Annotated in this window: 14 protein-coding genes and 2 tRNA genes; 8 read left to right on the top strand and 8 right to left on the bottom strand. The window is 66.1% G+C overall.

The features are described 5' to 3' along the window. Positions 1-12: 12 nt before the first annotated feature. From ACZ9J7_RS19400 to bcp, 5 genes are all read right to left on the bottom strand, one after another. A complete protein-coding gene (locus tag ACZ9J7_RS19400) occupies positions 13-1,515 on the bottom strand; it encodes a malate:quinone oxidoreductase (protein WP_476211603.1) in 1,503 nt (500 codons plus the stop codon). A 79-nt stretch (positions 1,516-1,594) separates the two neighbouring features. After that, on the bottom strand, positions 1,595-3,262 hold the full coding sequence (locus ACZ9J7_RS19395) for an ABC transporter substrate-binding protein (RefSeq protein WP_476211602.1): 1,668 nt from the start codon (positions 3,260-3,262) through the stop codon (positions 1,595-1,597). A 163-nt stretch (positions 3,263-3,425) separates the two neighbouring features. After that, the gene (locus ACZ9J7_RS19390; RefSeq protein WP_476211601.1) at positions 3,426-4,130 is read right to left on the bottom strand and encodes a fasciclin domain-containing protein; all 705 of its coding nucleotides are present in this window, start codon (positions 4,128-4,130) and stop codon (positions 3,426-3,428) included. Between the two features lie 233 nt (positions 4,131-4,363). Then, positions 4,364-4,445: transfer RNA gene (locus ACZ9J7_RS19385), tRNA-Leu, on the bottom strand. A 97-nt stretch (positions 4,446-4,542) separates the two neighbouring features. Then, positions 4,543-5,016 carry a thioredoxin-dependent thiol peroxidase gene (gene bcp / locus ACZ9J7_RS19380; protein WP_476211600.1) on the bottom strand — a complete coding sequence of 158 codons (474 nt, stop codon included), beginning with the start codon at positions 5,014-5,016 and terminating at the stop codon, positions 4,543-4,545. A 96-nt stretch (positions 5,017-5,112) separates the two neighbouring features. On the opposite strand from bcp, the gene ACZ9J7_RS19375 reads away from it, so the two are divergent. Further along, positions 5,113-5,571 (top strand): MarR family winged helix-turn-helix transcriptional regulator, encoded by a 459-nt coding sequence (locus ACZ9J7_RS19375; protein ID WP_476211904.1) that lies wholly within the window; start codon positions 5,113-5,115, stop codon positions 5,569-5,571. 221 nt (positions 5,572-5,792) lie between these two features. Here the strand turns inward: ACZ9J7_RS19375 and ACZ9J7_RS19370 are convergent. From ACZ9J7_RS19370 to ACZ9J7_RS19360, 3 genes are all read right to left on the bottom strand, one after another. Continuing rightward, positions 5,793-5,868, bottom strand: a tRNA-Lys gene (locus ACZ9J7_RS19370). Positions 5,869-5,982: 114 nt separating this feature from the next. Continuing rightward, positions 5,983-7,095, bottom strand: coding sequence for a PQQ-dependent sugar dehydrogenase (locus ACZ9J7_RS19365; protein ID WP_476211903.1), 1,113 nt, complete (start codon positions 7,093-7,095; stop codon positions 5,983-5,985). Positions 7,096-7,135: 40 nt separating this feature from the next. Then, a complete protein-coding gene (locus ACZ9J7_RS19360; protein ID WP_476211599.1) occupies positions 7,136-8,245 on the bottom strand; it encodes a sunset domain-containing protein in 1,110 nt (369 codons plus the stop codon). Between the two features lie 260 nt (positions 8,246-8,505). Between ACZ9J7_RS19360 and ilvD the strand changes: the two genes are divergently transcribed. The 7 genes from ilvD to ACZ9J7_RS19325 all read left to right on the top strand — a co-directional run bounded on the left by ilvD (position 8,506) and on the right by ACZ9J7_RS19325 (position 19,610). Then, the gene (gene ilvD / locus ACZ9J7_RS19355) at positions 8,506-10,224 is read left to right on the top strand and encodes a dihydroxy-acid dehydratase (protein WP_476211598.1); all 1,719 of its coding nucleotides are present in this window, start codon (positions 8,506-8,508) and stop codon (positions 10,222-10,224) included. A 372-nt stretch (positions 10,225-10,596) separates the two neighbouring features. Then, entirely contained in the window at positions 10,597-12,504 is a 1,908-nt protein-coding gene (locus ACZ9J7_RS19350; RefSeq protein WP_476211597.1) for an acetolactate synthase large subunit, read from the top strand. A gap of 2 nt (positions 12,505-12,506) precedes the next feature. Next, positions 12,507-13,019, top strand: a complete 513-nt coding sequence (gene ilvN, locus ACZ9J7_RS19345) for an acetolactate synthase small subunit (RefSeq protein ID WP_141160110.1) — start codon at positions 12,507-12,509, stop codon at positions 13,017-13,019. Positions 13,020-13,103: 84 nt separating this feature from the next. Further along, positions 13,104-14,129: a ketol-acid reductoisomerase gene (gene ilvC / locus ACZ9J7_RS19340; RefSeq protein WP_141160111.1), complete on the top strand. Its 1,026-nt coding sequence runs from the start codon at positions 13,104-13,106 to the stop codon at positions 14,127-14,129. Positions 14,130-14,253: 124 nt separating this feature from the next. Beyond that, entirely contained in the window at positions 14,254-15,843 is a 1,590-nt protein-coding gene (gene serA / locus ACZ9J7_RS19335) for a phosphoglycerate dehydrogenase (RefSeq protein ID WP_476211596.1), read from the top strand. A gap of 216 nt (positions 15,844-16,059) precedes the next feature. Beyond that, the gene (locus ACZ9J7_RS19330; protein ID WP_476211595.1) at positions 16,060-18,858 is read left to right on the top strand and encodes an ABC transporter permease; all 2,799 of its coding nucleotides are present in this window, start codon (positions 16,060-16,062) and stop codon (positions 18,856-18,858) included. Next, entirely contained in the window at positions 18,855-19,610 is a 756-nt protein-coding gene (locus tag ACZ9J7_RS19325; RefSeq protein ID WP_141160114.1) for an ABC transporter ATP-binding protein, read from the top strand. The genes ACZ9J7_RS19330 and ACZ9J7_RS19325 overlap by 4 nt, the downstream gene beginning before the upstream one ends. Positions 19,611-19,636 lie beyond the last annotated feature (26 nt).

Raw genomic sequence — 19,636 nt, 5'->3', positions numbered from 1 at the left:
GCCCCGGCAGGGTCAGCGGCTGGCGGAAACGCTCTCCAGCTGGAGGGACTTGGCCGTTGCCCGTTCCAGCTCCGCGGCGAGGTCCGGACTCTCGTCCAGCTTCACCCCGTAGCCGGGCATCATGTCCTTGAGCTTGGACTGCCAGCCCTTGAAGTTCTTGGGGAACGTCTTCTGGAGCAGCTCGATCATGATGGGGACAGCGGTGGACGCCCCCGGCGAAGCGCCCAGGAGCGCACCGATGGAGCCGTCGCGGCCGGCAATCACTTCAGTGCCGAACTGGAGGATGCCGCCCTTTTGCGGGTCTTTCTTGATGATCTGTACACGCTGGCCGGCGGTGATGAGTTCCCAGTCGCTGCCCTTTGCCTCCGGGTAGTACTCCCGCAGTGCCTCCACCTTCTGGTCGTGGCGCTTGACCACTTCCTTGACCAGGTAGGCGGTGAGGTCCATGTTGTCCTTGGCAACGGCGAGCATCGGAATGATGTTGCCGGGACGGATGGACAGGGGCAGGTCCAGGTACGAGCCGTTCTTCAGGAAGTTGGTGGAGAAGCCGGCGTACGGGCCGAACAGGAGCGAACGCTTGCCGTTGACGTAGCGGCTGTCCAGGTGCGGGACCGACATGGGAGGCGCGCCCACGGACGCTTGGCCGTAGACCTTGGCGCTGTGCTGGGCGGCGATGGTTTCGTCCGTGCAGCGGAAGAACTGGCCGGAAACCGGGAATCCGCCGTAGCCCTTGCTTTCCGGGATGCCGGAGGCCTGGAGCAGGTGCAGGGCACCGCCGCCGGCGCCCACGAAGACGAACTTGGCGTGGATCTTGCCGTGTTCCCCTGACCGGGGGTGCTTCAGCGTCAGGTCCCAGCCGCCGTCGGACGCGCGGGAGATCCCCGTGACGTCGTGGCCGTAGTTGATCTCGACGCCGTTGTTCCCCAGGTAGGAGGTCAGCTCGCGGGTCAAGGCGCCAAAGTCGACGTCGGTGCCCTCGGCGGCGCGGGTGGCAGCAATGCGCTGCTTGGGGTCGCGGCCCTTGACGATCAGCGGAGCCCACTTGGCGATCTGGGCGTGGTCTTCGGAGTATTCCATGCTGCGGAACAGGGTGTGCGGCTTCAGTGCCTCATACCGGGTCTTCAGGAACCGTGCGTGATCCTCGCCGATCACGAAGCTCATGTGCGGCACGGTGTTGATGAAGCCCTTGGGGGATCCAATGAGGTTGTTGTCCACCAGGTGGGACCAGAACTGGCGGGACAGCTGGAACTGTTCGTTGATGAGCAGTGCCTTGTTCGGACTGACGGAGCCGTCCTTGGCTGCGGGGGAGTAGTTCAGTTCGCAGAGGGCGGCGTGGCCCGTTCCTGCGTTGTTCCACGGGTCCGAGCTTTCCAGGCCAGGCTGGTCCAGCCGCTCGAACAGGGAAATGGTCCAGTTCGGCTCCAACTGCTTGAGGAATGCCCCCAGCGTGGCGCTCATGATGCCGCCGCCTATCAGGACAACGTCGGCGTGTGGGGTCTTGGAAATGAAGGTCACGATCAGTCTCCGATTGCAGCGGCTCTGGCTGTCACAGAATATCCCCGCCCGGCCCTCTTACTGAAATTGGCCCGGGCCGTCAAGGCTTTAGCTGCACCTTCGTGAAAACTTCATTTAAGACAGGCGACGCCGGGTAGCTGAGCACGCGGTCCGAGAGGGCAAGTGCGGAGATGGGGAAGGCGATGGGAACAGCCGGCACCGTTGCGGCAATCTGGGTGTTGATGGTGTGATAAAGGTCATCCCGCTCCTTCCCGTCAGGAAGCCCGCGTGCCCGGTTGATCTTCGAGAAGACCTGCGGATCCTGGTACCCGAACTCGCCGTTCTTCTCCCCGAAGAGTGGCCCGACGAAGTTGTCCGCGTCCGAATAGGAGCCGTTCCAGCCAAGGATGTGGAGGGCATGGTCGCCCGCGGACTGGACCTTCTGGAGGTAGCCGTCGGACCAGTCAACGGGAACGGGCCGGATGTTGAAGCCGACGGCGGTGAGCTGCCGGCTGAGTTCGGCGTATACCTTTTCGGGTGTGGGCAGGTACGGGCGGGTGACGTTGAGGGGGTAATAGAACTTCAGTTCCTCGCCGGCGTAGCCGGCCTCCTTCAGGTAATCCTTTGCCTTGGCAGGATCGTGCCCGAGTTCCGGCGCGTCGTTGTTGAATCCGCTGATCTTGGGCGGAACAAACTGTGTGGCCTTGGCGGTGTTGTCGATGAAGAATTTCCGGATCAACGTCTCCTTGTCGATCGCCAGCTCCACCGCCTGCCGGATCTTTTGGTTCTGGAGGATCGGGACGTCCTGGTTCATCCCCACGTACATCACCGAGAACGGGTCGCGCTGCACAATCTGCTTGCCGCGCTTGACCAGCTGGTCGAAGTTACCGACGGTCACGGCGTCGTAGCCATCAATCTTGCTGTCCAGCAGTGCCTGGAGGCGGGTCTGGGGGTGGTTGTAGGCCAGGAAGTTGATGGTGGCGATCTGGCCGCGGTCACCCCAGTAGGCCGGGTTGCTGGCCAGGGTGACGTTGTCGGTGCCCCAGGCAGCAAGGGAGAAGGGGCCGGTGCCAACGGGATTCGTGGCGAAGGCGGACATGGCCTGGCCGCCCCGGTTCTGGTCCAGGACGTCCGCCTTGCCGGAGGCGAGGGCTGCCGGGGAAGCAATGGCAAAGGCCGGAAGGGTCAGTGCCTGCAGGAAGGCGGTGAACCGCTGGGTGAGGTCGATCTGGACCGTGTCGGGGGCCAGCGCGGTGCAGCTCTTGAAGATCGACAGCCCGGGCTCGTCGGAGTGTGCCTTGAAAACGCCCTTGAAGGAGCTGCCCGGTGCCTGCTTCCGCAGCTCGGCAGGGAAGGCGAACCAACGGTTGAAGTTGCTGCAGACCGCGTCGGCGTTGAAGGGGGTGCCGTCCTGGAAGGTGACTCCGGTGCGGAGCTTGAAGGTGTAGGTGCGGCCCTCGTTGGATTCGTTCCATTCCGTTGCCAGCAGCGGAGTGGGCTTACCGGTGGTCTGGTCAACCCCCACCAGGCCTTCGAGGATCTGCCGGGTGATGCGCTGGGACTCCACATCGTTGGACAGTGCCGGGTCCAGCCCCAGGGGCTGGGCCGCGGTGCCGAAATTGAAGGTGGCCTGGGGCTCCGCCGGCGGGGAACTGGGCGTGCCTGAGGTGGGGGAGGGGGACGGCAGCCCGGTGCACGACGTTACGCCCAGCGCCATGAGGACGGCGCCGGCCTTGATGACCGTCCGCCGCGATGTACTGCTGGGCACTCGTTTATCACCTCTGGATGCTGCCGGCTCCGCCGCATGCGGGCCGGAATCCAGTCTAGGGGACGGTGCTCGTGGCCGGCCCCAGGCAGGCCTGTGACGCGCCAGGGCCGGGCCCGCCGGTTGAGTGGCGGGCCCGGCCCTGTGCTGGGGGGCCTGGTGGGGCTTACTTGGGCATGAGGACCGAGTCGACCAGGTAGACGGTTGCATTCTTGGTCTTGACGCCGCCGCAGATCACGTTGGCGTTGTCCACCTTGAGGTTGTCGCCGCTGCCGGTGACCGTGACGGAGCCGCCCTCGACCGTGGCGTGCGTGCCGGCGATCTTGTCAGGGGTGATCTGGCCGGGAACCACGTGGTAGGTGAGGATCTTGCTCAGCAGGGCATCGTCAGTCTTCAGGGTTTCAATGGTGGCCGGGTCGATCTTCTTGAAGGCGTCGTCCACCGGTGCGAAGACGGTGAATTCGCCGCCGTTGAGCGTGTCGACCAGGTTTACCTTGGGGTTCAGCTTCCCGGACACCGCGGCGGTGAGCGTGGTGAGGATGGGGTTGTTGGAGGCGGCGACGGCCACCGGATCCAGCGCCATTCCTTCCACCGAACCTGCGCCGGTGGGTACCTGCTTGGCGTAGGCGGCGCAGCCGGGGCCAACCAGGTTTGCGGCCGGGTCCATGGCGCCCATCGAGGAGCCTGCGGACGGGGAGGCCATGCTGGAGCTGGACGGGGACGCCATGCTGGAGCTGGGGGCGGACGACATCGGCGCCGCGGACGCCGAAGACCCGGAGGTGCTGCCGGATCCGCCGCAGGCGGTGAGGCTGAGCAGAGCGGCCGCTGCAATGCCTGCGACGGTGAATGTGGTGCGCTTGAAGGTCTGCATTGGGGTTCTCCTTGGATCGTTGGCCTGCCGCCATCGGACGGCGTGTCCGTGGCCTGCAGCCTGCTTCGGGGTGGGCACCTGCCCTTGGCTGGTGTCTCAATGGCTATTCGCCGGGTGGGCCGCGGCGGATGGGTGGATCCTTGGATTTTTTCTATTCGTGGCAGGAAAGGGAGGCAGCCAACGTCCGTCCTTAACGCAGGAATCCCCCGGCCGGAGCCGGGGGATTCCCAGTGTGCGCAAGGGGGGACTTGAACCCCCACGCCCGAAGGCACAGGAACCTAAATCCTGCGTGTCTGCCAATTTCACCACTCGCGCGCGGCTTTCCGGCGTGAACGCCAAGCGTTCGACGGCGGATGCCAGAGTCCATTGTAGCGTTGCGCCGGGCAGGTCCCCCCGGCAGGCCGCGGCCGGGTCAGCCGTCCAGGCTGAGGTCCCTCCTGAGCTTGGCCACGTGGCCGGTGGCCCGGACGTTGTATTGGGCCAGCGCCACGTTTCCGTCCGGGTCCACCACAATGGTGGAGCGGATGAGGCCTTCGTAGGTCTTGCCGTAGTTCTTCTTTTCGCCCCAGGCGCCGTAGGCCTCAGCCACGGCGTGGTCGGCGTCGGAGAGCAGCGGGAAGGTCAACGACTCATTAGCGGCGAACTTTGCCAGTTTTTCGACGGGGTCGGGGGAGATGCCCAGGACGTCGTAGCCGGCGGCCTGCAGGGAAGACAGGTTGTCCCGGAAATCGCAGGCCTCCTTGGTGCAGCCCGGGGTGGAGGCCGCCGGGTAGAAATAGACGATGGTGGAGCGGCCGGGGCGGGGAGCCAGGCTGACGTCCTTGCCGGTGGAATCCTGCAGGGTGAAAGCGGGGGCCTTGTCGCCGGTAACGAGTCTTTCAGCCATTGTTTTTCTCCTTGTTGCGGGCGGGACACAACAGCCTAGTAAGCAGGTGGAGCGAGTGCTAATCGGCATTTGGCTATACTTGCTGCTATGCCTGATATGGATCACTGGCCCACAGGGCGCCTTCTGTCCACTGCTGCGCGACTCGTTGAGCACTCCTGGAACGAAAAACTCGGCGCCATCGGCCTCACCCATGCCGGTGTTATCGCCATCGAGGTCCTTGCCGCGCAAGGGCCCATGACCCAGGCCCAGCTTGCCCAGTACGTCCGCGTACAGGCCCAGACCATGGGCAAGACCCTCAGCCGGCTTGAGTCCCACGGCCACATCGCCCGGGTGCGCAGCACCTCGGACCGCAGGAGCCATGTGGTATCGCTGACCGAGCAGGGCAAGGAGGCCGTTGCCCAGGCTGTGGAAATGGAGCGCTCCGTCCTCGCGTCTTCCTCGATTGACCCTGATCTGCTTCGCCAGGAACTCAAGGCAGTAGTCCGGGAACTGGCCAGCCAGTTCTCTACCACTCCCAGCAACGCCGCCGCCCTGGTGGACAACGCCGCCAAGTAGTCGTTCCTGCGGCAGCCCGCTAAAGAAAAGCGCGCGCGCCGGCTTCCCGAAAGCCGGTGCCGCGCTTTTTTGTGCCCCGCGCGCGCCACCGTGACCATCGATTGCTCCGTAGTTGTCCTTTTGAGCCCTGAAAACGGCGGGTACGGAGCAATCGATGATGGGGGCGTAAAACAAAACAGCCCCCGGTCTGTGTTTCCACAAACCGGAGGCTATTTTCCCAGTGGTGCACCCCCCGGGACTTGAACCCGGAACCCATTGATTAAGAGTCAATTGCTCTGCCAATTGAGCTAGAGGTGCATCTTTTTTGCTTCCATCCCCGGGCTTTTTCTTTCCCGTTGATCTCCGCAACGACATGAAACTCTACACGAACTTTCGGTGCAAGTGAAATCGGCCCTCCCGAAGGTTCCTGGCTTACCGCGGGGGCCGCAAAACCAGCGCAAAATCAGGGTTTTCGCCGTTCGTGAGCAGCCACAAGCTCCCGCCGGGCGCCAGGATGACGTCCCGGATCCTGCCGTACTCTCCTGTGAAATAGGCCACAGGATTGCCGGCTTCAGTTCCCTTGAGTGGCACGGTCCAGAGTCGTTCGCCCCGGAGCGCACCCAAGTAGGCAATACCGCCGGCTATCTCCAGGCCGCTGGGCGAGGAATCGCGCGTGGAAGGCCAGACGACTTTCGCGTCCTGGAACCCGGCGCGGTGCGGGGCTCCGGTGACTTCCGGCCAACCGTAGTTGGCCCCCGGAAGGATCAGGTTGAGCTCGTCGTCCACGTCCGGGCCGAACTCGCTGGCCCACAACCTGCCCGCTTCGTCCCACGCGAGGCCCTGGACGTTCCGGTGGCCCAGGCTGTAAACCGCGTTTCCGAACGGGTTGCCGGGCGCAGGGCTGCCGTCCGCGCGGAGCCGGAGGATCTTGCCGCCAAGGGCCATGGGGTCCTGGGCCTGCTCGCGTCGCTGGGCATCTCCGGTGCCCACGTAGAGGAAACCGTCCGGGCCGAACCGGATCCTTCCCCCGTTGTGGGTGCCGGCCTTTGGAATCCCGGAAAACACGGTTTGGGGTTGCCCCAGTGACAGGGAACCGCCGGCGGCGGCGTCGACGGTGAGCCGGACCACCCGGTTGTCATCCTGCGTTGTCAGGTAGGCATAGAGGTAGTGGTCGGCGTCGAACTGCGGCGACAGCGCAAGCCCCAGCAGTCCTCCCTCGCCTGCCGGCGCCACGCCAGGCACCTTCCCGAGGGTCGTGGCCCGGCCATCGCGGACAGCCTTCAGGAGGGCGGTCCCGCGCTCGGAAATGACGGCGGTGCCGTCCGGAAGGAACACCGCCGCCCAGGGCGTATCCAACTGCAGTTCCAGCCGTTCCTGGACCCTGGGTGCAGCGGGGGCAGGAGTTGTTGCGGCGGATTGCGTGGACGGGGGAGCAGGGCCGGCGACGGCGGCTCCCGGGGTACTCGCGGCGGTCTCAGGCCCCGTGCCCGGTGCGGACGGCCCCGGCGCGCCCGTGCAGCCGGCCAGCACCAGGCACGCGGACAGACAGGAAAGGCCCGCCGCTGTGCGGCAGGCCTTCACCCTGTCAGAGCCGTCTGCGCCGTGGAGCGCGGAAGCCAGCGGCCTCCGCGTGCGCGGCGGATTCGAACCAGACTTCCGCCCGGGTCTGCTCATAGTCCGGATGTCCTTCTTCGTAATACACCATTGCCGCGGCGTCACCCTTGACCGTGTAGTCCGCAGGCCCACTTCCGTCGGGGCCCGGTGCGGCTGATCCTTCCCCGTAAGGCTCATCGGCCGCCAGGTGTCCGGCAGGCTCGGCGGCTGCTGCGCCCTGTTCCTGGGCGAAGTCCTGTCCCGGCCCGGAAGGTTGGTGGTGGTCCGCCCCGGTTTCCACCAGCGCAGAGGACTGGGCCCGTTCCAGGGTTTCGGCCTCGCCAACATTCCCGGGGCCGCCGGCAGGTGCCTGCGCCGCATGCTCGTGCCGGGTTTCCGGGGCAAGGTCGTCCGCCTCCTGCTGGGGCGCCTGGCCGCCCAAGGCCGTGCCGGCGTCGTCCACGGCCTCCACGGCCGCCGTTTCTGCGCCGGGAAGCGTGGGGGCGTGTGCGGCCGTGTACTCGTCATGGTGGACGGGGCGGGCACCTTCCGCTGCCTGTCCGGACACCGCTTCGGTGCCGGCGCCCGCCGTCGACGGTTCTACCTGGTCAGCGGCCGCTGCACCGGAAAGTGACGTTCCGGACCGGGATGCGCCGGGGCCGGCTTCGGACCACTGGGTTTCCCATTCAGCCTGGTCTGCGGGCTGGTCCCCCTCCCGGCGGTCAGCAGGTGCACCGGTGCCGGCCGAGGCGTCTGCGTGGGCATCTCCGGAAGCCTCCGCCGCGCCGGACGACACGTCCTGCGTGGGGGCGGCAACCGGAGCCGCGGCTGCGGAGGATTCCGCGGGTTCTTCCGCCGTAACGGGTGCTGCCGGTTCTGCGGCTCTCCCGAACCCGGCCGCTGTCGGGATGCCGGTAGTCCCCGCAGCAGCGGCCGAGGCTGCGGCGCTGCCCCCTTCCAGGGCTCCGTCGGCACGGGTACCGTCAGTCCTTGCGCCGGCTGCCGAACCTCCTGGAGCGCTGGAGGATTTGTTGCGTCTAAGCAGCCACCAAACGACGGCGACGATGACGACAATCAGGATGATCCAGAAAACAATGTCCATGGCAGGCCCTTCGATGCAGGTGGATGGGTGTCCTTTCCCCGACGCTACGTGGGGTGGCCACCGCTGTCCAGAGATGCCCCGGCGTGTGGGGGAGGGCCCGTTGTAAACGGGACGGGGGAGGCAGCCGCGCGCCATGGGACAGCTGTAAACCCCTTGCTGGGGATGCCTGTCCAGTATTTGGCGGTAATTTCAGGAGTTTTGCGAATCCCGGGGCGCCGGAGGGTCGTTCCAGCCACCAGTCGGGTCCTAGACTTTCCCCTATGACTGACGCCCAGACCACAGCCGGGAACAAACCGGACATCAAGCCCCGCAGCCGCGTCGTCACCGATGGCATCCACGCGGCCCCCGCCCGCGGCATGTTCCGGGCCGTCGGGATGGGTGATGACGACTTCGTGAAACCGCAGGTGGGAGTGGCCAGTTCCTGGAACGAAATCACCCCCTGCAACCTCTCCCTGAACCGGTTGGCCCAGGGTGCCAAGGAGGGTGTCCATGCGGGCGGCGGCTTCCCGATGCAGTTCGGCACCATTTCGGTGTCTGACGGGATCTCCATGGGCCACGAGGGCATGCACTTCTCCCTGGTCTCCCGCGAAGTCATCGCCGACTCCGTCGAGACCGTCATGCAGGCCGAGCGGATCGACGGCTCCGTCCTGCTGGCCGGCTGCGACAAGTCCCTGCCCGGCATGCTCATGGCAGCAGCCCGGCTGGACCTTGCCAGTGTGTTCCTCTACGCCGGGTCCATCATGCCCGGCTGGGTCAAGCTGGAGGACGGCTCGGAAAAGGAAGTCACCCTCATTGACGCTTTCGAGGCGGTGGGTGCCTGCGCCGCCGGCAAGATGAGCATGGAGGACCTCACCCGCATCGAAAAGGCCATCTGCCCCGGCGAAGGCGCCTGCGGCGGAATGTACACCGCCAACACCATGGCCTGCATCGGGGAGGCCCTGGGCATGTCCCTCCCCGGCTCCGCTGCACCGCCCTCGGCAGACCGCCGTCGTGACGAGTTCGCCCGCAAGTCCGGCGAAGCGGTGGTCAACCTGCTGCGGCTGGGCATCACGGCCCGGGACATCATGACCCGGGAGGCCTTCGAGAACGCCATCGCCGTCACCATGGCCTTTGGCGGCTCCACCAACGCCGTCCTGCACCTGCTGGCCATTGCCCGTGAGGCAGAGGTGGAACTGACCCTGGACGACTTCAACCGCATCGGCGACAGGATCCCGCACCTGGGCGACCTCAAGCCCTTCGGCCGCTACGTGATGACCGACGTCGACCGGATCGGCGGCGTGCCGGTGATCATGAAAGCACTGCTCGACGCCGGCCTGCTGCACGGGGACTGCCTCACCGTCACGGGCAAGACCGTGGCGGAGAACCTTGCGGCGATCAACCCGCCCGACGTCGACGGCAAGATCCTGCGCGCCCTGGACAACCCGATCCACAAGACCGGCGGCATCACCATCCTGCACGGCTCCATGGCCCCGGAAGGAGCCGTCGTGAAGAGTGCCGGCTTCGACGCCGACGTCTTTGAGGGCACCGCCCGCGTCTTCGAACGGGAGCAGGGCGCCCTGGATGCCCTCGATAACGGCGGGATCAAGGCCGGAGACGTCGTCGTCATCCGCTACGAAGGTCCCAAGGGCGGGCCCGGCATGCGCGAAATGCTCGCCATCACCGGCGCCATCAAGGGCGCGGGACTCGGCAAGGACGTCCTGCTCCTCACCGACGGGCGGTTCTCCGGCGGCACCACCGGCCTGTGCATCGGCCACGTGGCACCGGAAGCGGTCGACGGCGGCCCCATCGCCTTCGTGCAGGACGGCGACAGGATCCGGGTGGACATTGCCGCGCGCACCTTCGACCTGCTGGTGGAGGAGGCCGAGCTCGAGGCCCGCAAGGTGGGCTGGGAGCCGCTGCCCGCCCGGTACACCAAGGGCGTGCTCGCCAAGTACGCCAAGCTTGTGCACAGCGCCAGCCAAGGCGCCTACACCGGCTGATATGAGTTCCATTGGTGCCTCCCGGGACGTGGCTGCGGGAGGCGGCAGGGCTTAATAAGGGGTGACCCGAGGGGCCCCAGGCTGACGGCGCTCGCGCCGGAAGTTTGGGGTAGGGTCATTCCGTGGACAATGAAGTCCACATGGTGAGATAGGGTTGTTGCTCGTTGACACCCATCTGGCCAAGAGGGAAAACTAAACGCATGACTTTCGTTACCGGCATTGTCGTCGTCCTTACCAAGCGCGTGGCACATTAGCCCCTGGTAACGAACAGTCACGCGCAAACCCCTCACAAAGCCGCCAGGCCGAGGGGTTTTTTTATTCCCACCGTTCCAAAGCAATTCCAGAACCAGAAGATCCACAAGGAAGAGTCCGATGAGCAAAGGATCGCCCATCAGCCCCTCGCTGATGGCCACCAAGTCCGCTGGAGCCCCCAAGGCTCCGGAACGCGCCGACCGGACGGCTGACCATGCCGCCGTCGTCGCCGACCTTGCTGCCGTCTCTCCTGTCCTTGGGCCGAACAACGTCGTACCCCCGACGGTGATGACCGGCTCGCAAGCAATCGTCCGCTCGCTCGAAGAACTCGGCGTCGACGACATTTTCGGTTTGCCTGGTGGCGCGATCCTGCCCACCTACGACCCCCTGATGGCCTCCACCATGAACCACGTGCTGGTCCGTCACGAACAGGGAGCCGGCCACGCCGCGCAAGGCTACGCCATGGTCACCGGGCGGGTGGGCGTCTGCATCGCCACCTCGGGCCCCGGGGCCACCAACCTCGTTACCGCCATCATGGATGCCCACATGGACTCCGTGCCCCTGGTGGCCATCACCGGCCAGGTTTCCAGCGGCGTGATCGGCACCGACGCCTTCCAGGAAGCCGACATCGTGGGTATCACGATGCCCATCACCAAGCACTCCTTCCTGGTGACGGACCCCAACGACATCCCGCACGTCATGGCCGAGGCCTTCCACCTGGCCTCCACCGGCCGTCCCGGCCCCGTGCTGGTGGACGTCGCCAAGGATGCCCAGGTGGGCCAGATGACCTTCTCCTGGCCGCCGAAAATCGACCTGCCGGGCTACCGGCCGGTGACCCGCGGGCACAACAAGCAGGTCCGCGAAGCGGCCAAACTCATTGCCGCGTCCACCAAGCCTGTCCTGTACGTGGGCGGCGGCGTGGTCAAGGCGCACGCCTCGGCCGAGCTGCTCGCCCTCGCCGAAGCCACCGGCGCGCCGGTGGTGACCACCCTCATGGCCAAGGGCGCGTTCCCGGACTCCCACCCGCAGCACGTCGGCATGCCCGGCATGCACGGCACCGTCTCCGCTGTCACTGCCCTGCAGCAGTCCGACCTGCTGATCACGCTCGGTGCCCGCTTCGATGAACGCGTCACCGGCGTGCTGAAGACCTTCGCGCCCAACGCCAAGGTCATCCACGCCGATATCGATCCTGCGGAGATTTCCAAGAACCGCGCCGCCGACGTTCCCATCGTTGGCTCCGTCAAGGAGATCATCCCGGAACTGACCGAGGCCGTGCGCGGCCAGTTCGATGCTTCCGGAACCCCGGACCTCACCACCTGGTGGGCCTTCCTGAACAACCTCAAGGAAACCTACCCGCTGGGCTGGACGGAACCGGACGACGGACTGATCGCACCGCAGAAGGTCATCAAGCGGATCGGTGAGCTGACCGGCCCCGACGGCGTGTATGTGGCAGGCGTGGGCCAGCACCAGATGTGGGCCGCCCAGTTCATCAAGTACGAACGCCCCCACGCCTGGCTGAACTCCGGCGGCGCCGGCACCATGGGATACGCCGTCCCGGCAGCCATGGGCGCCAAGGTAGGCAACCCGGACCGCGTCGTCTGGGCGATCGATGGCGACGGCTGCTTCCAGATGACCAACCAGGAACTGGCCACCTGCGCCATCAACAAGATCCCCATCAAGGTGGCTGTCATCAACAACTCCTCGCTGGGCATGGTGCGGCAGTGGCAGACCCTCTTCTACGAGGGCCGCTACTCGAACACCGACCTCAACACCGGCCACGACACGGTCCGCATCCCGGACTTCGTCAAGCTGGGGGAGGCCTATGGCTGCGCGTCGTTCCGTGTTGAACGCGAAGAAGACATCGATGCCACCATCCAGAAGGCGCTCGAAATCAACGACCGCCCCGTGGTCATCGACTTCGTGGTGAGCCCCAACTCCATGGTGTGGCCAATGGTGCCCGCCGGCGTGAGCAACGACCAGATCCAGGTTGCCCGCAACATGACCCCGGAATGGGAAGAGGAAGACTGAGCATGACCCGCCACACACTTTCCGTCCTGGTTGAGGACAAGCCCGGCGTCCTGACCCGCGTGGCCAGCCTCTTTGCCCGCCGCGCCTTCAACATCAACTCCCTGGCCGTTGGCCCGACCGAAGTGCCGGGCGTATCCCGCATGACGGTGGTGGTCGACGCCGACGGCGACCTCATCGAACAGGTCACCAAGCAGCTCAACAAGCTGGTGAACGTCATCAAGATCGTTGAGCTCACCCCCGAATCTTCCGTACAGCGCGACCACATCCTGGTCAAGGTACGTGCGGATGCCGCAACACGCCTGCAGGTAACCCAGGCCGCAGACCTGTTCCGTGCCTCAGTGGTCGACGTGTCCACCGACTCCGTCGTCATCGAGGCCACCGGCCACCCCGAAAAGCTCACAGCCCTGCTCTCAGTGCTGGAGCCCTTCGGCATCCGCGAAATTGTGCAGTCCGGCACCCTGGCCGTTGGACGGGGATCCCGCTCCATGAGTGACCGGGCGCTCCGCTCCGCCTAGGCATTGCCTCCAGGCGGCACCACGCGCCCGTAACCGCAGCACCGCAAGACCACTATCTACAACCACTCAAGAGGAGTTACGCAAGTGACTGAAATGTTCTACGACGATGACGCCGACCTGTCGATCATCCAGGGCCGCAAAGTTGCCATCGTTGGCTACGGTTCCCAGGGCCACGCCCACGCGCTCAACCTGCGGGATTCCGGCGTCGAGGTTGTCATCGCGCTGAAGGACGGCTCCAAGTCGACCGCCAAGGCCGAGGACGCAGGCTTCACGGTCAAGAACGTTGCCGACGCTGCCGAATGGGCCGACGTCATCATGATCCTGGCACCGGACCAGCACCAGCGCGCCATCTACAACGACTCCATCAAGGACAAGCTGACCCCCGGCAAGGCCCTCGCCTTCGCCCACGGCTTCAACATCCGCTTCGGCTACATCCAGGCTCCGGAGGGCGTCGACGTCATCCTGATCGCCCCGAAGGCTCCCGGCCACACCGTGCGCCGCGAGTTCGAAGCCGGCCGTGGCATCCCGGACATCATCGCCGTGGAACAGGACGCGTCCGGCAACGCCTGGGAGCTGGCCAAGTCCTACGCCAAGGCCATCGGCGGCACCCGCGCCGGCGTCATCAAGACCACCTTCACCGAAGAGACCGAAACGGACCTCTTCGGCGAGCAGGCCGTACTGTGCGGCGGTGTTTCCCAGCTGGTCCAGTACGGCTTCGAAACCCTCACCGAAGCCGGCTACCAGCCGCAGATCGCCTACTTCGAGGTGCTGCACGAGCTCAAGCTCATCGTCGACCTCATGTGGGAAGGCGGCATCGCCAAGCAGCGCTGGAGCGTCTCCGACACCGCAGAATACGGCGACTACGTCTCCGGCCCGCGCGTCATCACCCCCGAGGTGAAGGAAAACATGAAGGCCGTCCTGGCCGACATCCAGTCCGGTGCGTTTGCCAAGCGCTTCATCGAGGACCAGGACAACGGCGCCGTCGAGTTCAAGGAACTGCGCGCCAAGGCCGAGCAGCACCCCATCGAGGCCGTCGGCCGCGAGCTGCGCTCCCTGTTCTCCTGGCAGCAGCAGGACGTGGACTACGTGGAAGGCTCCGCGGCCCGCTAAGGCTGCTGCGCCACCGCTTATACCCCAATGGTGAGGCCGGGTTCACACTTAACAATGTGAGCCCGGCCTTTCCGTCCGCCTAGACTTGTTTCCATCCCCAGGACTGCAACGCAGAGGATCAGCCGTGTCAAAACCCGTAGTACTGCTCGCCGAAGAACTTTCCCCCGCCACCGTCGAGGCCCTTGGCCCGGACTTTGAAATCCGACAGACCGACGGCGCAGACCGTTCCCAGCTGCTCTCGGCGATCAGCGACGTAGACGCCATCCTGGTCCGCTCCGCCACCCAGGTGGACGCCGAAGCGATCGCCGCGGCCAAGAACCTGAAGGTCATCGCCCGCGCCGGCGTGGGCCTGGACAACGTGGACATCAAGGCCGCAACCCAGGCAGGCGTGATGGTGGTCAACGCCCCCACGTCCAACATCGTGTCCGCCGCCGAACTCACCGTAGGCCATATCCTCAGCCTGGCCCGCCACATCCCGCAGGCCAGCGCCGCCCTTAAGGACGGCGAGTGGAAGCGCTCCAAGTACACCGGCATCGAGCTGTTCGAAAAGAAGATCGGCATCATCGGCCTGGGCCGCATCGGCGCCCTCGTGGCAGCCCGCCTCAAGGGCTTCGACACCAAGATCCTTGCCTACGATCCCTACATCACCTCCGCCCGCGCCGCACAGCTCGGCGTGCAGCTGGCTACCCTGGACGAACTCCTGGCGCAGTCCGACTTCATCACCATCCACATGCCCAAGACCCCCGAGACCGTGGGCATGCTGGGCGCAGATGCGTTCAAGAAGATGAAGTCGACCGCCTACGTGGTCAACGTGGCCCGTGGCGGCCTCGTTGACGAGGAAGCGCTCTTCACGGCCCTGCAGGACGGCGAAATCGCCGGCGCCGGCGTGGACGTCTTCGCCAAGGAACCCAGCACGGACCTGCCGTTCTTCAAGCTCGACAACGTCGTGGTCACCCCCCACCTGGGCGCCTCCACGGACGAAGCGCAGGAAAAAGCCGGCGTCTCCGTTGCCAAGTCCGTACGCCTGGCCCTCGCGGGCGAGCTTGTGCCGGACGCCGTCAACGTCGCCGGTGGCGTCATCGCCCCCGACGTCCGCCCGGGCATCCCGCTGATCGAGAAGCTGGGCCGCATCTTCACCGCGCTGACCCACGCCTCCCTGACCCAGTTCGACGTCGAAGTGGCCGGCGAAATCTCCTCGCTGGATGTCAAGGTGCTTGAACTCGCCGCGCTGAAGGGCATCTTCGCCGACGTCGTGACCGAGCAGGTCTCGTACGTCAACGCGCCCGTCATCGCCGAGCAGCGCGGCATCAACGTCCGCCTCATCACCACCCCCGACACCGAGTCCTACCGCAACGTCCTGACCCTGCGCGGCGCCCTCAGCGACGGCAGCCAGATCTCCGTGGCCGGCACCCTGACCGGCCCCAAGCAGATCGAGAAGCTGGTGGGCATCAACGGGTTCGAGGTGGAAATCCCCATCAGCGAGCACCTCGTGGTGGTTGCCTACACCGACCGCCCCGGCGTGATCGGAACCATCGGCCACATCCTGGGCATGAACAACATCAACATCGCCGGCATGCAGGTTGCGCGCTCCGACGAGGGCGGCAAGGTCCTCGCCCTGCTGACCATCGACAGCTCCGTTCCGCAGCAGGTACTGGACGCCATCAAGGCCGGCATCGGCGCCGAGATGGTCCGGGAAGTGGACCTGGAAGACTAACGCGACACACCGGCCGAAACGCCGTAGCCGCTCCTCCGACGGGGTACCTCCCGGCGGATCCACGTATGATTGGCCGGTCTGCTTACAATGGCTGGGTCCTTATTCAGGACCGTAGCCGGCAGGCCGGCCAATACCTTTTGCACATCCGTCCGTCATTGCCCACGCCTGCCCGGGGGACGGAAGTGCGCGCACGCAATCCAGGTTTCAGGGAGTTCCATGAACGCCGTCCAGAGGTTCATCAGAAGCAGGGTGCTGCTGTTGACCGCGGCCATCTTGATCGCAGCCATGTGCTTGTCGGTCGTCGTCCAAAGCCAGTCACAGGCTGCGCTCAACCGGACGGTCGATGAAAACTCGAGGGGGCTCTACGACATCCTGGTCCAGGCCAAGGCTCCCTCCGGCGCCCTTCTGCAGCCCGAAATCGCCAACGGCGCGGGCGGCATCGGCTTCGACCAGCTGGACTCCATCCGGAAGCTGTCCGGCACATCCGTGGCCGCCCCCATCAGCCTGGTCTCGCGCGTCACCCAGAACCTGGAGACGCCCCGCCTCGACGCCATGGATTACCTGGGCTACAACGCCGGACTGGCCGGCAGCGCCACGGCGGACCAGGCTGCCGGCGCCACCGCCCCGGACAAGTGGCCGGCCGCGGAATCCGTCCTGACCGATGCCGCCAAGAAGTACCGCCTCACCGCCAGCGCCGTGAGCTCCGACGGGAACTCCGAACAAACCCTGTTCAAGACCACGGCCGAGGGCACCCTGGGCAAGGCGAAGCTCGTGGAGGAGAAGGCCGCCGGCGGCAGCAGCATCCGCATCGCCGCGCCGGCAGGGGAGACGGGCATTAAGTTCCCCGCGCCCGCCGGCGGCTCCGAACACAACCTCTTCAACCTCTCCGTGGCACTCCCCATGGCCCCTGAGGTCACCGAATCCGTCGTGGCAGTCGACCCTGCCGCCGAACGGGCACTCCTCGGCTCCGCCGGTGACTTCCTGGCCCCGCTCGAGAAGGCGCCGCCGGCTGATGCCCGCGACGCCGGCGCCGTGGGCCGCTACCTTGAAGGTCTCTTCACCAGCGGCATCAGCATGGACCAGCTCAAGGAAGGACCCGACTTCCTCGGCGTCAAGCTCAAGTACTGGGCGCCCCTGATGACCCAGTACCAGCAGGCCAAGCGCAACGGCCAGCTGACCACCGGTTCGCAGGCGGTACCGCTGATCGTGCGCTCCGGCACGTCGCTGGACCTGAAGTACAACGTCAAGATCGAAGAAATCGACGACGCCGGCAAGGTCGTCAAGGACGTCGGAACCGTCTCGAAATCCCTGGGCAAGGATTACCTGCCGTTCGTTTCCAAGGACCCGTTCGTGTTGTCCTGGCCGGGTTCGACGGACCACTCCTCACTGCTGGGCGCGTCCGGCAACTTCAACCCGGGCCTGTACACCCCGGCCAAGTGGAGCACCAATTTCGCAGGCGCCCCCAAGTACACGGACGGCGACACCGCCTCCAATGGTGCCGTGGACAAGACGGCCGTGCCCGGGGATTGGGTCACCGTCAACCGGCTTCCCGACAAGGCGTCCAACGGCGCGCCGGTCGACCAGACCCAGCGTGACCCGGTTGACGAACGGTCCTACCGCGACAACCTGCCTACCGGCCAGCAGCAGTCTGCGCAGCCGCTGCCCATGGTCTACGGTACGTTCGACCCCGCCGCTGTGGAGGCAGCCTCCGGCGACGTCAACAAGCTGCCGCTGGGCGGGTACGACCCCACGCCGTTCACCCTGGCCAAGGACGCTTCCGGCAAGGACGTTCCGGCCGCGGAGCTGAAGCCGTCGCTCAGCGCCACGGGACTGGCCAGCCAGTCCGCCGGTGCCATCACGGACTTCTACGGACTCGCTGCCGCGCGGGGCTACAAGCAGAACGCCGCCGTCATCGACGCCGTCCGCGTCCGCGCCAAGGCGCCGGGCAGCTGGAAGGACGCCCAGCCCGAGGTGGAGAAGCTCGCCGCCGAGATCCGGGACATGGGCCTGGATGCCACCGTGGTGGCGGGTTCCGCCCGTGAGGACACCAGCATCTTCGTTCCCGGCTACTCCAAGGACGGCGCCGGAAAGGAATCAGCACTCGGCACCGTCAAGCAGTCCTGGGTCCGCCAGAACGCCGCAGAGGCCGTGGCAGGAGCGCTTTCCGGAACCAACATCACACTCCTTTTCCTGACGCTGTGCGGGGCGGCCCTCCTCACCGGTGCCTCGACAGTGAGCTACATCCGCAAACGCCGCAGCGAGGCCGGAACCCTGCGGGCCATGGGCTGGACCCAGCGCCGGATCCGAAGCTGGGTGCTCGAGGAATTCGGCGTCGGGGCCGTGCTGCTCGCTGCTGCTGGCATCGTGCTGAGCCTGCTGAGCTGGAGCCTGGCCACCGCACTGGTGTGCGCGGCCGTCCTGGTGCTCTACTGCGCTGCAGCGCTGTTCGCCGCCCGGCAGCTGCGCCACCGCGACGTGATCGACCAGGAACCGCAGCACGACGAACGCCTCATCCCCGTCGATTCACCGCTCACCTTCGCCAACCGGCAGCTGAGCACCAACAAGTTCAACACCTTGTCGCTCGCCGTTGCCGTTGGTGTCTTCGGCGCGGCAGTCGGCGGCCTGATTGCCCTGTTGATCGACATTCCCCGCGCCGCCGGTGCAAGCGCATTGAGCGGCCTGGCCGCCGCCAGCGTGACGCTCCCCAGCATCCTGCTGGCACTTGCCGGCGTCGCCGTGGGGCTGGTCCTGACCCTGGTGACCGGCCGGTTCGAGCTCAACGCCAAGCGCCAATACCTGGGCATCCTCCAGGCCATGGGCTGGAACCCGGACATGCTGCGCCAGGTGCGGTTGTTCGAGAACGCGCTGGTGGGAACCGTGGCCCTGCCGCTGGGCGTGCTGGGCGCCCTGGGCATCGGCCTGCTGCTGGCCCCCTACGCAGCCATCTGGGCTGCCGCAGCCGGGCTGGTGGCTGTAATTTGCTGGATACCGATTGCAACGAAAGTGGTCCAATGACAAACCCGACGAACGTCCAGCGCAGCCGCAGGAGCGGCTCCAACGAGGTCCCCCTGCAGACCCGGGCCAACACCATCGTCAAGTCGGCTGACCACGCCACCCCGCTGGAGATGCGCGACATCACCATCCGCTACGGCGGCGGCAAGGGCGGCGCCGAGGCCGTCAGCGTGGTGGAAGGTTTCGACCTGACCCTGCACGCCGGCGAGATGCACTGCGTTGCCGGCCGAAGCGGCTCCGGCAAGACCAGCATCCTGACCGTCGGCGCGGGCCTTACCCTGCCGACGTCTGGCCGCGTCTTCTGGGAAGGCGATTCCCTCGAAAGCATGGGCGACGATGAAATCGCCGACCGTCGTCGTGCCCTGATCGGTTACGTCGACCAGGGCGGTGCCCTGATCGACGGCATGAGCGCCCTGGAAAACGTCCTCCTGCCCGCCGTTCCCGACGGCGAGGTGGACCAGCGCCGCGACATGGCCAAGGACCTGCTGGACCTGGTGGGCCTGGGCCGCCGCATGCGGCACCGTCCCGCCCAGCTCTCCGGCGGTGAACGGCAGCGCGTAGCCATTGCCCGTGCCCTGATCCTCGGCACCAGGGTCCTGGTGGTGGACGAGCCCACCGCCTCCCTGGACCGTGCCTCCGCCAACCGCATCATCAGCATCCTGAAGGACACCACCTCCGACGGCATCGCCGTCCTGGTGGCCTCGCACGACCATGAACTGGTCCGCCTGAGCGATACCCTGACAGAACTGATCTAGTCCGCCCACCCCGCACCGAAGGTAAC

This window comes from Pseudarthrobacter sp. TE9888 (assembly GCF_056279345.1).
Note: the sequence above shows the minus strand (reverse complement) of the source record. Positions and strands in the feature narration are given on the sequence as shown.

What these genes read in the sequence shown, in the direction of transcription:
- ACZ9J7_RS19350 (WP_476211597.1), top strand. Translation starts at nt 10,597, where the DNA reads ATGAGCAAAGGATCGCCCATCAGCCCCTCGCTGATGGCCACCAAGTCC.
- bcp (WP_476211600.1), bottom strand. Translation starts at nt 5,016, where the DNA reads ATGGCTGAAAGACTCGTTACCGGCGACAAGGCCCCCGCTTTCACCCTG.
- ACZ9J7_RS19360 (WP_476211599.1), bottom strand. Translation starts at nt 8,245, where the DNA reads ATGGACATTGTTTTCTGGATCATCCTGATTGTCGTCATCGTCGCCGTC.
- ACZ9J7_RS19325 (WP_141160114.1), top strand. Translation starts at nt 18,855, where the DNA reads ATGACAAACCCGACGAACGTCCAGCGCAGCCGCAGGAGCGGCTCCAAC.
- ACZ9J7_RS19330 (WP_476211595.1), top strand. Translation starts at nt 16,060, where the DNA reads ATGAACGCCGTCCAGAGGTTCATCAGAAGCAGGGTGCTGCTGTTGACC.
- ilvN (WP_141160110.1), top strand. Translation starts at nt 12,507, where the DNA reads ATGACCCGCCACACACTTTCCGTCCTGGTTGAGGACAAGCCCGGCGTC.
- ACZ9J7_RS19375 (WP_476211904.1), top strand. Translation starts at nt 5,113, where the DNA reads ATGGATCACTGGCCCACAGGGCGCCTTCTGTCCACTGCTGCGCGACTC.
- ilvD (WP_476211598.1), top strand. Translation starts at nt 8,506, where the DNA reads ATGACTGACGCCCAGACCACAGCCGGGAACAAACCGGACATCAAGCCC.
- ACZ9J7_RS19390 (WP_476211601.1), bottom strand. Translation starts at nt 4,130, where the DNA reads ATGCAGACCTTCAAGCGCACCACATTCACCGTCGCAGGCATTGCAGCG.